The following is a 12559-nucleotide window of genomic DNA, read 5'->3' as shown; positions in this document are numbered from 1 at the left end:
GGTCCCTGGGCCGACGCACGGTCGGCGATGCACAGGCTAGCCCGCCGCGGGGTGCGGGGCGGGGAGCCTGACCGGTATGCCGCTCAGCGGCTCAGGGCGTCGGCCCTCCCGTGCCCGACCTGCGACCGGTGCCGCTGATGGTCGCGGACCCCACCACGCGGGTGCCGTCGTAGAGCACCACGGACTGGCCGGGGGCCACGCCGCGGATGCGCTCGTCCAGGTGGACGACGAGCCGCTGGCCGTCCTCGACCCGGGCGGTGGCTGGGTGCTCCTGTCCGTGCGCCCGCACCTGGGCTCCCACCCGTACCTCGCCGGTCGGCGCGGGGCCGCACCAGCGCAGGTGGGCACCCTCGATGAGGTCTACGCCGAGCAGCTCCTCCGGGCCCACGACCACGGTGTTGGACCGCGTGTCGGTGGACACGACATACCTCTTGGAGCCGTCGGCAGGGGGGACCTTGAGGCCGAGGCCCCGGCGCTGCCCGACCGTGTAGCCGTGCGCGCCGCCGTGCTCGCCCAGGACCTGTCCCTCGTGGTCGACGATCGGGCCGGGACGCTCCCCGAGCCGGGCGCCGAGCCAGCCCCGCGTGTCGCCGTCGGCGATGAAGCAGATGTCGTGGGAGTCCGGCTTCTTGGCGATGGAGAACCCGCGCTCCCTGGCCTCCTCCCGGATCTGCGGCTTGGTGGTGTCGCCGAGCGGGAAGAAGGCGCGGGCCAGCTGGTCCTCGGTGAGCACGCCGAGCACGTAGGACTGGTCCTTGGCCATGTCCACGGCCCGGTGCAGCTCCCGGCGCACTTCCTGCGGGACGGCAGGGTCGGGCACCTCGACGACCTGGGCGTAGTGGCCGGTGGCGACGGCGTCGAAGCCGAGCGCGAGCGCCTTGTCCAGCAGGGCGGAGAACTTGATCTTCTCGTTGCAGCGCAGGCAGGGGTTGGGGGTGCGGCCGGCGGCGTACTCGGCGACGAAGTCGTCGACGACGTCGGCCTTGAAGCGTTCGGCCATGTCCCAGACGTAGAACGGGATCCCGAGGCGGTCGGCGACGCGCCGGGCGTCACCGGCGTCCTCGATGGTGCAGCAGCCGCGGGCGCTCTCGCGCAGGGTGGCCGCTGACTGGGCCAGGGCGAGGTGGACGCCCACGACCTCGTGGCCCGCGTCGAGCATGCGGGCGGCGGCGACGGCGGAGTCCACTCCCCCGCTCATGGCCGCGACGACCCGCATCAGGACGCCGCCCGGGCCAGGCGGGCCCGCTGGAGGGTGTCGGGCAGGGCCGCGAGCAGGCGCTCGACGTCGTCCTCGGTCGAGGTGCGCCCCAGCGAGAGCCGCAGTGCACCGCGGGCCCGGTCCTCGGGGATGCCGCAGGCGAGCAGGACGTGGCTGGGCCGGGTGACGCCGGCGGTGCAGGCTGAGCCGGCCGAGCAGGCGATCCCGGCGGCGTCGAGCAGGTAGAGCAGGGCGTCGCTGTCAGCGCCCGGCACCTGCAGGTGGGCGTTGCCGGGCAGGCGTCGTGCCGTGTCGCCCGGAGCCCAGGGGCCGCTCACCACGATGCTGGGGTCGAGCGCGAGGGCGCCCTCGATGAGCCGGTCCCGCAGGGCCGCCACGCGGGCGGCGTGCTCGGCGCGGTGCCGGACGGCATACCGGACCGCGGTGGCGAGCCCGGCGATCGAGGCCACCGGGAGCGTCCCCGGCCGCAGCCCGCGCTCCTGGCCACCGCCGCGCAGGGCGGGCTCCGGCGACTGCCCCCGGGCGGCGAGGAGCAGGCCGACACCGACCGGCCCGCCGATCTTGTGCCCCGTCAGGGCGACCAGGTCGGGGGCGCTGCCGCTGCCGAGGTCGTCCAGCGGCAGCTCGACCTGCCCGAGCGCCTGCACGGCGTCGGTGTGCAGCGGCACCCCGGCGGCGCGGCATACCTCGGCGAGCGCGGGGATGTTTTGGACCGTGCCGATCTCGTTGTTGGCCCACATCACCGAGACGACGGCGACGTCGGCGGGGCCCTCGCCCTGGTCGAGCGCGGCCTGCAGGGCCTCGGGGGTGATGGCGCCCTCGACGGTGGGCTCCACCCAGGTGACGCGGGCACCGTGGTCGGCGACGAGGTGCTCCACGGAGTCGAGGACGGCGTGGTGCTCCAGGCCGGTGGTCACCACGCGGGTGCGGGTGGGGTCCGCGGCGCGGCGGGCCAGGAAGGAGCCGGTGACGGCGATGTTGTCCGACTCGGTCCCGCCCGAGGTGAAGACCACCTCCGTGGGGTGCACGCCGAGGGCGTCGGCGATGTCCTCGCGGGACTCCTCGACGGTGCTGCGCGCCTGGCGGCCCGGGCCGTGGGTGGACGAGGCGTTGCCCACCTGGCCCATGACGCGGGCCACGACCTCCACGACCTCGGGGAGCACCGAGGTCGTGGCGGCGTGGTCGAGATAGGTGGTCGTGCTCACGCCATCCAGGGTAGGTGAGGAGAGCGTGGGCTCCGCCACGACCGGGTCGGCCCCGGACTGCGGGATGACGCGGTGGCTCAGCCCCTGCGCTGGTTGACCGCGTCGGTGGCCTGGGGCAGGACGGTGAACAGGTCGCCGACGACGCCGTAGTCGACCAGCTCGAAGATCGGGGCCTCGGCGTCCTTGTTGACCGCCACGATCGTCTTGGAGGTCTGCATCCCGGCCCGGTGCTGGATCGCGCCGGAGATGCCGGCGGCGATGTACAGCTGCGGCGAGACCTGGACACCGGTCTGGCCGACCTGGTGGGAGTGCGGGTACCAGCCGGCGTCCACGGCGGCGCGGGAGGCGCCCACGGCCGCGCCGAGGCTGTCGGCGAAGGCCTCCACCGGGCCGAAGTCACCGCCGGTGCCGCGGCCACCGGACACGACGATCGCGGCCTCCGTCAGCGCCGGGCGGCCGGTCTGCTCCTTGGCGGTGCGGCCGGTGATCCGGGCGGCCCTGGCGGCGTCGGAGACCTGCACCGAGACCTGCTCGACCGCCGGCGCAGACCCGCCGGTCTCCTGCGCGGGGATGCTGTTGGGCTTGACCGCGACCACCGGGCTGCCCTTGGCGACCCGGGAGACCACGGTGTAGTTGCCGGCGAACACCGACTGGGTGGTCTGCACCCCACCATCGCCGGGCTGCACGTCTACGGCGTCGGTGATCAGGCCGGAGGAGGTCTTCAGGGCCAGCCGGCCGGCGATCTCCTTGCCGTCGTTGGTGGACGCGACCAGGACCGCGGCCGGGGACCGCTGGGCGACCAGCTCGGCCAGCAGCTCGGCCAGGGGCGCCACCAGGTAGTCGGTCAACGCGGGGTCGTCGGCCACCAGCAGGCCCGTGGCGCCGTACCGTCCCAGGTCGCCCGCGGCGGCGTCAGCGCCGGCCCCGACCCAGACCGCCACCGGCTCGCCCAGGCGGGCCGCCGCGGTGAGCATCTCGAAGGTCGCCTTGCGGACCTGCCCGTCGACGTGGTCGACCAGTACCAGCACATCACTCATGTCGTCTTCTCCTTCTGGAAAGTCTGTCGGGCAGGCTCAGGCGAAACGCCGGGAGGCGAGGAACTCGACGAGCTTGGCCCCGCCGTCACCCTCGTCGGTCACGATCTCCCCGGCCTGGCGGGGCGGTCGGGCCTCCGCGCTGACCACGCTGGTCCAGGACGCGCCCAGGCCCACCTCGGCGGCGTCGACACCCAGGTCGGCCAGGCTCCATTCCTCCACCGGCTTCTTCTTCGCCGCCATGATCCCCTTGAACGAGGGGTAGCGCGGGTCGTTGATCTGGTCGGTGACCGAGACGACGGCCGGCAGGCTCGCCTCGATGGTCTCGGTGACCGCCTCGTTGTGCCGGGTGATCCGGGCGGTGCCGCCCTCGACGGTTAGCTCGGAGGCCCAGGTGACCTGAGGCAGGCCCAGCCGCTCGGCGAGCATCGCCGGCAGCACCGACATCACGCCGTCGGTGGAGCCCAGGCCGGTGAGGACCAGGTCGACAGGACCGCTCTCGCTGCCGATCTTCTCGATGGCCTTGGCCAGCACCAGCGAGGTGGCCACGGCGTCGGAGCCGGCGATCGCCGCGTCGTTGACGTGCACGCCCTTGTGGGCGCCCATCTGCAGGCTCTTCTTGACCGCAGCGACGGCGTCGTCCGGACCCATCGTCAGCGCGGTGATCTCCCCCTCACCGGCCTCGACGATCTTCAGGGCCTCCTCCACGGCATACTCGTCCAGCTCCGAGAGCAGGCCGTCCACCGCCTCGCGGTCGGTGGTGTTGTCGGCCTTGAAGGTGCGGTCGGCCTGGGCATCCGGCACGTACTTCACACACACGACGATGTTCACGTCTCACGTCCTCGTTCAGGAGATTGTGGGTCGTTGCCCATCTTTGCACCTGCCTTCCCTCTGCCGTGCAGCCGCCCGCGCAGCCGCCCGCCCCGACGTCGGTGGTCGGGGCGGGCGGCGGTATGCGGTCCGGTCGGGTCGTCAGGACAGTCGCGCCACCAGCAGGCTGAGGCCGACCATGGCCAGGGTGATCAGCGGGAAGAGCAGGATCGTCAGCCAGCCGAACCAGCCGAGCCCTCCGCGGGCCGGGCGACTCTCGCCGGGGCCGAGGATCGGGTCCTCGAGCTGTCCGGCGGTCCGGCTGCGCCACTCCATGATCGTGCCTGCGGCCAGGGCGAGGACCCCTGCGGCGCCGACGAGGCCCGTCGGGACGTGCGCTACTGGGGTCGACAGCAGGAACAGCGCTCCGACCATGGCGGAGAAGTGCAGGACGAACAGGCCGAGCGAGACCCACGGCCGCTGGAGCACGAACCGGAGGAAGGCTTCGGACCGCAGGAGCAGGAGGGCGAGCGTCGCGACCACCAGTCCGAGCACCACCAGGTGGCCCGCCGTCAGCGCCATCCGACCCTCCCCGTCGATCCAGGCGTGGGTACTGAACAGGGTGAGGTTCATGCCGGCCAGGCCCAGTCCCAGGCCGAAGATCCAGGACGGGTCGCGGTCATCGTCGACCCGCGGCCCGGCGGCCACCTCCCGGGCGTAGGCCACGGGGTCACCGAAGGCGTCGAGGGCGCCCTCGCCGGAGTCGTTGACGTGGCTCTCCACCTCGGCGAGCGCGTCGCCGATCCGGTCCCCGGGGATGCCGAGGAGCCGCTGCTCGAGGATGAAGGCGTCGACCCAGTCCTGCTCGACGTGGGGGGCCAGACGTTGGGGATCGAGGGTGTCCCCGGCGGGGTCGGTGGTGGCGTGCGGGGCGCCCTGACGGTGCCCGCTGTCTGTCATGTTCATGATGACTCGCTCTCTGGTCAGGTGACGATGAGGTGGAGGACCCAGGTGAGCAGCAGCAGCACCAGGGTCATGAGCGGGAAGATGGCGGCCGCCGCCACCTGGGAGAAGGTGCTGACCGACGGCTTCCGGCCAGGCGCGCTGACCTGGTCCAGGTCGGCCGGCTGCTCGGCCCAGCTGAGGGCGACGCTCGCGACCAGCAGGATGATCCCCGCGGCTGCCACCGCCGGGACGGGCAGCTCGAAGAGCGGCTCCTCGAGCAGGACGAAGAGGCCGACCAGCGCCCCGACGAGCAGGGCCGGGATCGGCAGCACGATCCAGCGATGCTCCGCCAGCAGTCGCAGGGTGGCGGTGAAGAAGGCGGTGGAGGCGAGGAGGATCACCAGGCCGAAGCCGACGAGCCCGCCCGTCGATACCTCGACCGGCTCACCCTCGAGCCAGCCGGTGAAGGCCGCGACGCTCAAGAACATCCCGAGCAGACCCAGCAGCGACCCGGCGATGGTCGTCGCACTCACGGCCCAGCCACTGCCTGCTGCAGCGGTGGCAGACGCGATCTCGCCGGCGTAGGCCTTGGGCTGGCCGAAGGCCTCGTGCGCACTCGCCCCCGACTCGGCCACATGGGTCTCGACCGTCATCAGCGCATCGCCGATGGCCTGGCCGTTGACCGAGCGGAGTCGCAGCTCGAGGATGAAGTCGTCGCGCCAGGCCTTCTCGACACTGGGGGCGATGCTCCCCGGGTCCCCGAAGATGCGCTCGACGATCGGTCCGGTGGCCCGCGTGCCCTTGGTGTCGCTGGTATGTCTCGTGTCCCTGGCGTCCATGTCAGTTCCTCCCTGTCGGCTGCGCGATGGCCGCATCGGTGAGGCCGCGCGTCGTGCTGGTGAAGTCGGCCCAGCGAGCGGACTGCTCGCCGGCCTCTGCACGCCCCTGCTCGGTCAGGGCGTAGTACTTGCGGCCGGGGCCGCCGTCGCCGGGCCGCCACTCGACCTCGACGTGTCCCGCCTCCTCGAGTCGGCCGAGCAGCGGGTAGAGGGTGCCCCCCTTGACCGTGCCCAGGCCGGCCTCGGCCAGGCGTTGGGTGATCGCGTAGCCGTAGCTGGGCCCGTCGAGCAGGATGCGCAGCACGCACACCCCGAGCACGCCGCGCAGCCACTCGCTCGGCCACTGTTCCGTGTTCATGACTAGATCGTATTGCAGACTAGTCAGCCACGTCAACTAGCCGCCCTCACCACCTAGCCGCCCCCTGCGACAGCACACGCCAAAAGGCCCCACAGAACACGGCAAAGGGCTCGACAGAACACGCCGAAAGCCCTGACTGAACACGCAAGACGGGCCGTGCCCGGTGGCATGGCCCGTCTCGCGTGCTCTCTTGCGACTTCTGGCGTGTCCTGTGGGGCCCTTATCGCGTGTCCTGTCGGGCCTTATCGCGTGTCCTGTGCGGACTTATCGCGTGTCCTGTCAGCGTCCCTCGAAGGTCGCCTTGCCTGGCCCGTCCTGGACGAAGGAGGTCATCCCGATCTCGCGGTCCTTGGTGGCGAAGACGCCGGCGAACTGCATCGCCTCGATCGCCAGGCCGGTCTCCAGGTCGCCGTCGAGGCCGCGGTCGATGGCCTCCTTGGCGGCGCGGAGCGCGAAAGCGGGGCCGCCTACATAGCGCTGGGCCATCTCCACGGCGGTCGCGTAGGCCGCACCCGGCTCAGCAACCTTGTCGACCAGGCCGATCTCGTGCGCCTCGTCGGCCTCGATCATCCGACCGGTGTACACGAGGTCCTTGGCCTTGCTGACGCCCACCAGGCGGGCCAGGCGCTGGGTGCCGCCGGCGCCGGGGATGACGCCCAGCAGGATCTCCGGCTGCCCAAGCTTGGCGTCGGAGGCGGCGACCCGGAAGTCGGCGCACATGGCCAGCTCGTTGCCGGCGCCCAGGGCATACCCCTCGATCGCGGCGATGACCGGCTTGGGGATCCGGGCGACCTGGGTGAAGCAGTCCTGGATGATGCCCGCGCGCTGCACCATGTCGGTGTAGCCCATCGTCTGCATCTCCTTGATGTCCGCCCCGGCGGCGAAGACCTTCTCGCCGCCGTAGATCACCACGGCAGCGACCTGGTCGTCGGCCGTGACGATCCGCGCAGCCTCCGCCAGCGCGTCCTGCACCTCGATCGACAGCGGGTTCATCTTGGGCCGGTCGATGCGGATCGTGGCGATGCCGGAGTCCACCTCGACCCGGACGAACTCGCTGGCCGTCTGCACGGTCCTGGTCACGCCTGGCCCTCCGGCTCCCCACCGGGGCCGGTCTGGCCACCGGCAGCGTCGCCGCCGGAACCCTGCTGACCCTGCTGCCCCTGCCGGCCCTGCGACCCGAGCGACAGCCACGGGCCGACCTCGGTGCCCTCGGGCGCGTCGGCGGGCAGCTCGGGCTCCTCGCCCCGCTCCACGGCCGCCTTGGCGATGACGTTGCGGTGCCACAGCTGCAGCGCCTGCAGGATCAGCCCGGTCGCGATCTGGACCTTGGCCTTCGGCGGCTCCTGGCGGGCGATGATCTGCTCCACGGCGAGGACCAGGTTGCCGTTGGCGATGCCGGCCTTGACCAGGTTCACCCCCAGGGTGACGTCGTTGCAGCCGTTGAGTCGGGTCTCCAGGTCGTCCGGGACGGTGCCGGCAATCTGCCACTGCCCGAAGACGCGCATGATGTCGAACTGGTCACCCTCGATGACCTTGACGAAGAGCTTCTGTCCGCGCAGCTCGAAGGCGACATCGCCCTGCGGGTCGAGGTTGGGCGACATCTGCAGGTCCTGCAGCGCGTCCAGCACCCGCCCGCTGAGGGGATGCTCCTCCGGCGGAGGGGGAAAGTTCGGGAGTGCGGTGGGATCGCTCATACCCCCAACGTACCGACTCCCCGTCGGGCCCGCGCAGCCCGGCCGGTGCGCCCGCCTAGGCTTGGGGGCCATGCCACCCCTGAGCCGTCCGCGCCGCCGCACGGACCGTCCCCCTCCCCTGGGGCTGACCCGCACGGAGGCCGGACCGGAGCTGGCGGTGCTGGCCCGGCACGCCACGGCCGTGGAGGTCGAGGTCTTCGGCGACGACGGCGCGCACGCGGCCACGGTCCCCCTGACCCGCAACGCCTACGGCATCTGGTGGGACAGCGTGCCGCAGCTGCTCCCGGGCACCCGTTACGGGCTGCGGGTGGACGGCCCCTGGGCCCCGGAGCAGGGCCACCGCCACAACCCGGCCAAGCTTCTGCTGGACCCCTACGCCGGCGCCGTCGAGGGTGAGGTCAGCTGGGTGCCCGAGGTCTACGGCCACCGGGTCGACCGTCAGCGTGGCGGCGGGCACCTCGCCGGTGACCCGGGCGTGCGCGACGACCGCGACTCAGCACCCCACGTGCCGCGCTCGGTGGTCGTCGACCACGACCGCTTCGACTGGGCCGGCGACACCCTGCCCCGGGTGCCCTGGACCGACACCGTGATCTACGAGGCCCACGTGCGCGGGCTCACGATGCGCCACCCGGAGGTCCCGCCGGAGCTGCGCGGCACCTACGCCGGCCTGGCGCACCCCGCGGTGGTCGAGCACCTCGTGGAGCTCGGGGTGACCACCGTCGAGCTGCTACCGGTGCACGCCTTCACCTCCGAGCCGAGGCTGGTGCGGCAGGGGCTGAGCAACTACTGGGGATACAACACCCTCGGCTTCTTCGCCCCCCACCCCCGGTATGCGGCGGCGCAGGATCCCCAGGCCGTCGTGGACGAGGTCAAGGGCGCGGTGCAGGCCCTGCACGCCGCGGGGCTGGAGGTCATCCTCGACGTCGTCTACAACCACACCGCCGAGCAGGGCAGCGGGGAGGGACCCACGCTGTCCTGGCGTGGCCTGGACAACCGCAGCTACTACCGGCTGGACGGGCGGGGGCGGGACATCGACGTGACCGGCTGCGGCAACACGGTGGACCTGCGCGAGCCGATGGTGGCCCGCATGGTCCTGGACTCCCTGCGCCACTGGGTGGAGCGCTACCACGTCGACGGCTTCCGGTTCGACCTCGCGCCAGCCCTGGCCCGGGGGCGCGACGACGCCTACGACCGCGACCACCCCTTCCACGTCGCCCTGCAGACCGACCCGGTGCTGTCGCAGGTCAAGCTCATCGCCGAGCCGTGGGACGTGGGCGTCCACGGCTGGCGCACCGGCCAGTTCCCCGGGCCGATGGCCGAGTGGAACGACCGCTACCGCGACGGCGTGCGCAGCTTCTGGCTCGCCGACGTCGGGCGGCAGCTGAACGGCATACCCGGGCACGGCATCCGGGACCTGGCCCCGCGGCTGGCGGGCTCGGCCGACCTGTTCGGCCACGACGACCGCGGCCCGACGGCCTCGGTCAACTACGTCGCCAGCCACGACGGCTTCACCCTCGCCGACCTCACCGCCTACGAGCAGCGGCACAACTACGCCAACGGCGAGGACAACCGGGACGGCCACGGTGACAACCGGTCCTTCAACCACGGCGTCGAGGGCCCGAGCACCGACCCGCTGGTCAGGGCCTCCCGCGAGCGCTCGGTGCGCAACCTGCTGGCCACGGTCCTGCTCTCCACCGGCGTGCCCATGCTGCTGGGGGGCGATGAGATGGGCCGCACGCAGGAGGGCAACAACAACGCCTACTGCCAGGACAGCCCCCTCACCTGGGTCGACTGGCAGCTGGAGCCCTGGCAGCGAGAGGTCCTGGTCGACGCCCGCTCCCTGACGGAGCTGCGCCGTGAGCTGGCCGTGCTGCGCCCGGCGGAGTTCCCGCTGCACGACGCCGTGCCCGGCCGGAGCCGGCTGCGCTGGTACGACGAGCACGGCCACCAGGTCACCGAGCAGGGCTGGCAGGACCCCTGGCGCCGCACGGTCGTCGCCGTCTACGACTCCCTCCACCAGGACGCCGACGGGACGGGCAACGCCCCGGACACCACCCCCCAGGTGGTGGCCCTGGTGCTGCACGCCGGGCCGGACCGCATCGACGTGAGGCTGCCGACCCTGGAGAGGGTGCTCGACTGGACCGTCCGCTGGACCAGCGAACGCCCGGCCGCGGCCGACAGCCAGGAGCAGCCTGCCGACCTGCAGCGGGTGGTGGGTCAGGGCGAGGTGCGCCCCACCGGAGCCACCTCGTTCACCGTGCTGGTGGGCCGGGTCGAGCACTCTCCGCCGGGGCGTTGACGACCGCGTGGTCGGGATGGCCCGGTCCGGGTAGCGTGGGGCGCGTGACCGAGCACTCGACCACGCCCGCCCAGCCCACGTCGTCCACGCCCGCGCCGGACCGCTCCGTGCTGGCCCTGCTCGGGCAGGAGCCGATCGGCCGCATACCGGTCCTGGACGTCGAGCCCGTCGTCGACGGCGGACGGCGCCCCACCAAGTCCGTCGTCGGGGAGCTGTTCACCCTCTCCGCCACCGTCTTCCGGGAGGGGCACGACGCGGTCAACGCCACCGCCGTGCTCGTCGACCCGGACGGCCGCGAGCGGCACGTCCCCATGGTGAGCACCAACCCCGGCCTCTCGCACTGGCGCACCGTGGTGCACGCCGACCGGGAGGGGGTATGGAGCTTCCGGGTCGAGGGGTGGTCCGACCCGTACGGCACGTGGGAGCACGACGGCACCATCAAGGTCCGCGCCGGGGTGGACGTGGAGCTCATGCTGGAGGAGGGTGCCCGGGTCCTGGAACGGGCGATCGACGAGGTCGACCACACCGACGCGGGCCGGAGCGTCCTGGAGGAGGCCGTCGACCTGCTGCGCCGCGCGGAGCTGTCCGCCGAGGAGCGCCTGCAGGCCGGCATCTCCCCCCAGGTCCGGGAGGTGATGACCAGGAGCCCGCTGCGCGACGCGGTGAGCGCGAGCCCCACCTACACCTGGTGGGTGGAACGCCCCCTGGCCCTGACCGGCGCCTGGTACGAGATCTTTCCCCGGTCCGAGGGCGCGACCCTCGACCCGGAGACCGGGCTGTGGACCACCGGCACCTTCGCGACCGCGGCGGAGCGGCTGCCGGCGATCGCCGAGATGGGCTTCGACGTGGTCTACCTCACTCCCGTGCACCCCATCGGCACCACGAACCGCAAGGGCCGCAACAACAGCCTGACGACCGAGGAGCACGACCCTGGCTCCCCCTACGCCATCGGGTCGCCCGACGGCGGCCACGACGCCCTCCACCCGGACCTCGGCGACTGGGACGACTTCGACGCCTTCGTCGCCCGCGCGGAGGAGGAGGGGCTGCAGGTCGCCCTCGACCTGGCGCTGCAGGCCTCCCCCGACCACCCCTGGGCGCGGGAGCACCCCGAGTTCTTCACCACCCGGGCCGACGGCTCCATCGCCTACGCCGAGAACCCGCCGAAGAAGTACCAGGACATCTACCCGCTCAACTTCGACAACGCCCCCGACACCATCTACGCCGAGGTGCGGCGGGTCATCCAGGTCTGGATCGACCACGGGGTCAAGATCTTCCGGGTCGACAACCCGCACACCAAGCCCGTGGAGTTCTGGCAGTGGCTGATCGCCGACGTGGCGGTGGACCACCCCGAGGTCATCTGGCTCTCCGAGGCGTTCACCAAGCCGATGATGATGCGCACCCTGGCCAAGGTGGGCTTCCAGCAGTCCTACACCTACTACGCGTGGCGCAACACTGCCGAGGAGCTGCGCGAGTACGTGACCGAGTTGGCCACCGAGACCGCGCCCTACATGCGCCCGAGCTTCTGGCCGACCACGCACGACATCCTGACCCCCTACATGCAGACCGGCGGCGTCACCGCGCACCTGGTCCGCTCCGCGCTCGCCGCGACCCTGGTGCCCACCTACGGCATCTACGCCGGCTTCGAGCACGTCGAGAACGTCCCCCGGCCGGGCGCCGAGGAGCACATCGACAACGAGAAGTACGAGTACAAGGACCGCAGGTGGGGTGAAGCCATCCCAGGCCGGGCCGACCTGACCGGGTGGCTCACCCTGCTGAACCGGATCCGCCGGGGGCACCCCAGCCTGCACTGGCTGCGCAACATCACCTTCCACCACGCGGACAACGAGAACCTGCTGGTCTTCTCCAAGCACGGCGGCGGGGCGGACGACGGTTCGCACCAGGACACGATCATCGTCGTGGCCAACCTCGACCCCTTCGGCATCCACGGCTCCCGGCTGCGCCTCGACCTGGGCGCGCTGGGGCTGGGGCTGGGCGAGCACCCTGGCCAGCGCTTCCGCGCCCACGACCTGGTGACCGGCGCGGACTGGATCTGGGACGATGCGCCCTACGTCGAGCTCGGCCCCGGCTACGGGCGGGAGCCCGTCCACATCGTCCACGCGACCACAGCCTGAACACGGCCTGAGAAAAGGAGCACG

At 72.2% G+C, this 12559-nt stretch carries 11 protein-coding genes; 2 read left to right on the top strand and 9 right to left on the bottom strand.

Features of this window, described 5'->3' with window-relative positions:
* Positions 1–91 precede the first annotated feature (91 nt).
* The 9 genes from mnmA to ESZ52_RS03795 all read right to left on the bottom strand — a co-directional run bounded on the left by mnmA (position 92) and on the right by ESZ52_RS03795 (position 8104).
* Entirely contained in the window at positions 92–1216 is a 1125-nt protein-coding gene (gene mnmA / locus ESZ52_RS03835) for a tRNA 2-thiouridine(34) synthase MnmA (protein WP_131103772.1), read from the bottom strand.
* Positions 1216–2424 (bottom strand): cysteine desulfurase family protein, encoded by a 1209-nt coding sequence (locus ESZ52_RS03830; protein WP_131103771.1) that lies wholly within the window; start codon positions 2422–2424, stop codon positions 1216–1218. The genes mnmA and ESZ52_RS03830 overlap by 1 nt, the downstream gene beginning before the upstream one ends.
* A 77-nt stretch (positions 2425–2501) precedes the next feature.
* Positions 2502–3461, bottom strand: coding sequence for an electron transfer flavoprotein subunit alpha/FixB family protein (locus ESZ52_RS03825; RefSeq protein ID WP_131103770.1), 960 nt, complete (start codon positions 3459–3461; stop codon positions 2502–2504).
* A gap of 36 nt (positions 3462–3497) precedes the next feature.
* Entirely contained in the window at positions 3498–4289 is a 792-nt protein-coding gene (locus ESZ52_RS03820) for an electron transfer flavoprotein subunit beta/FixA family protein (RefSeq protein ID WP_131103769.1), read from the bottom strand.
* A 141-nt stretch (positions 4290–4430) separates the two neighbouring features.
* Positions 4431–5234, bottom strand: coding sequence for an HAAS signaling domain-containing protein (locus ESZ52_RS03815; RefSeq protein WP_131103768.1), 804 nt, complete (start codon positions 5232–5234; stop codon positions 4431–4433).
* 17 nt (positions 5235–5251) lie between these two features.
* The gene (locus ESZ52_RS03810; RefSeq protein ID WP_131103767.1) at positions 5252–6052 is read right to left on the bottom strand and encodes a hypothetical protein; all 801 of its coding nucleotides are present in this window, start codon (positions 6050–6052) and stop codon (positions 5252–5254) included.
* A 1-nt stretch (position 6053) separates the two neighbouring features.
* Positions 6054–6410 carry a PadR family transcriptional regulator gene (locus tag ESZ52_RS03805; protein WP_131103766.1) on the bottom strand — a complete coding sequence of 119 codons (357 nt, stop codon included), beginning with the start codon at positions 6408–6410 and terminating at the stop codon, positions 6054–6056.
* A gap of 279 nt (positions 6411–6689) precedes the next feature.
* The gene (locus ESZ52_RS03800; RefSeq protein WP_131103765.1) at positions 6690–7490 is read right to left on the bottom strand and encodes an enoyl-CoA hydratase/isomerase family protein; all 801 of its coding nucleotides are present in this window, start codon (positions 7488–7490) and stop codon (positions 6690–6692) included.
* Positions 7487–8104 carry a hypothetical protein gene (locus tag ESZ52_RS03795; RefSeq protein WP_181009824.1) on the bottom strand — a complete coding sequence of 206 codons (618 nt, stop codon included), beginning with the start codon at positions 8102–8104 and terminating at the stop codon, positions 7487–7489. The genes ESZ52_RS03800 and ESZ52_RS03795 overlap by 4 nt, the downstream gene beginning before the upstream one ends.
* A gap of 70 nt (positions 8105–8174) precedes the next feature.
* Between ESZ52_RS03795 and glgX the strand changes: the two genes are divergently transcribed.
* Both glgX and ESZ52_RS03785 read left to right on the top strand, forming a co-directional pair.
* Positions 8175–10403, top strand: coding sequence for a glycogen debranching protein GlgX (gene glgX / locus ESZ52_RS03790; RefSeq protein WP_131103764.1), 2229 nt, complete (start codon positions 8175–8177; stop codon positions 10401–10403).
* Between the two features lie 44 nt (positions 10404–10447).
* Positions 10448–12535, top strand: a complete 2088-nt coding sequence (locus ESZ52_RS03785; protein ID WP_131103763.1) for a maltotransferase domain-containing protein — start codon at positions 10448–10450, stop codon at positions 12533–12535.
* Positions 12536–12559 lie beyond the last annotated feature (24 nt).

The sequence above is a fragment of the Ornithinimicrobium sufpigmenti genome (assembly GCF_004322775.1).
Classification (GTDB): domain Bacteria; phylum Actinomycetota; class Actinomycetes; order Actinomycetales; family Dermatophilaceae; genus Ornithinicoccus; species Ornithinicoccus sufpigmenti.
The sequence above is the reverse complement of the archived record's forward strand: the minus strand, read 5'-3'. Positions and strand labels throughout refer to the sequence as shown.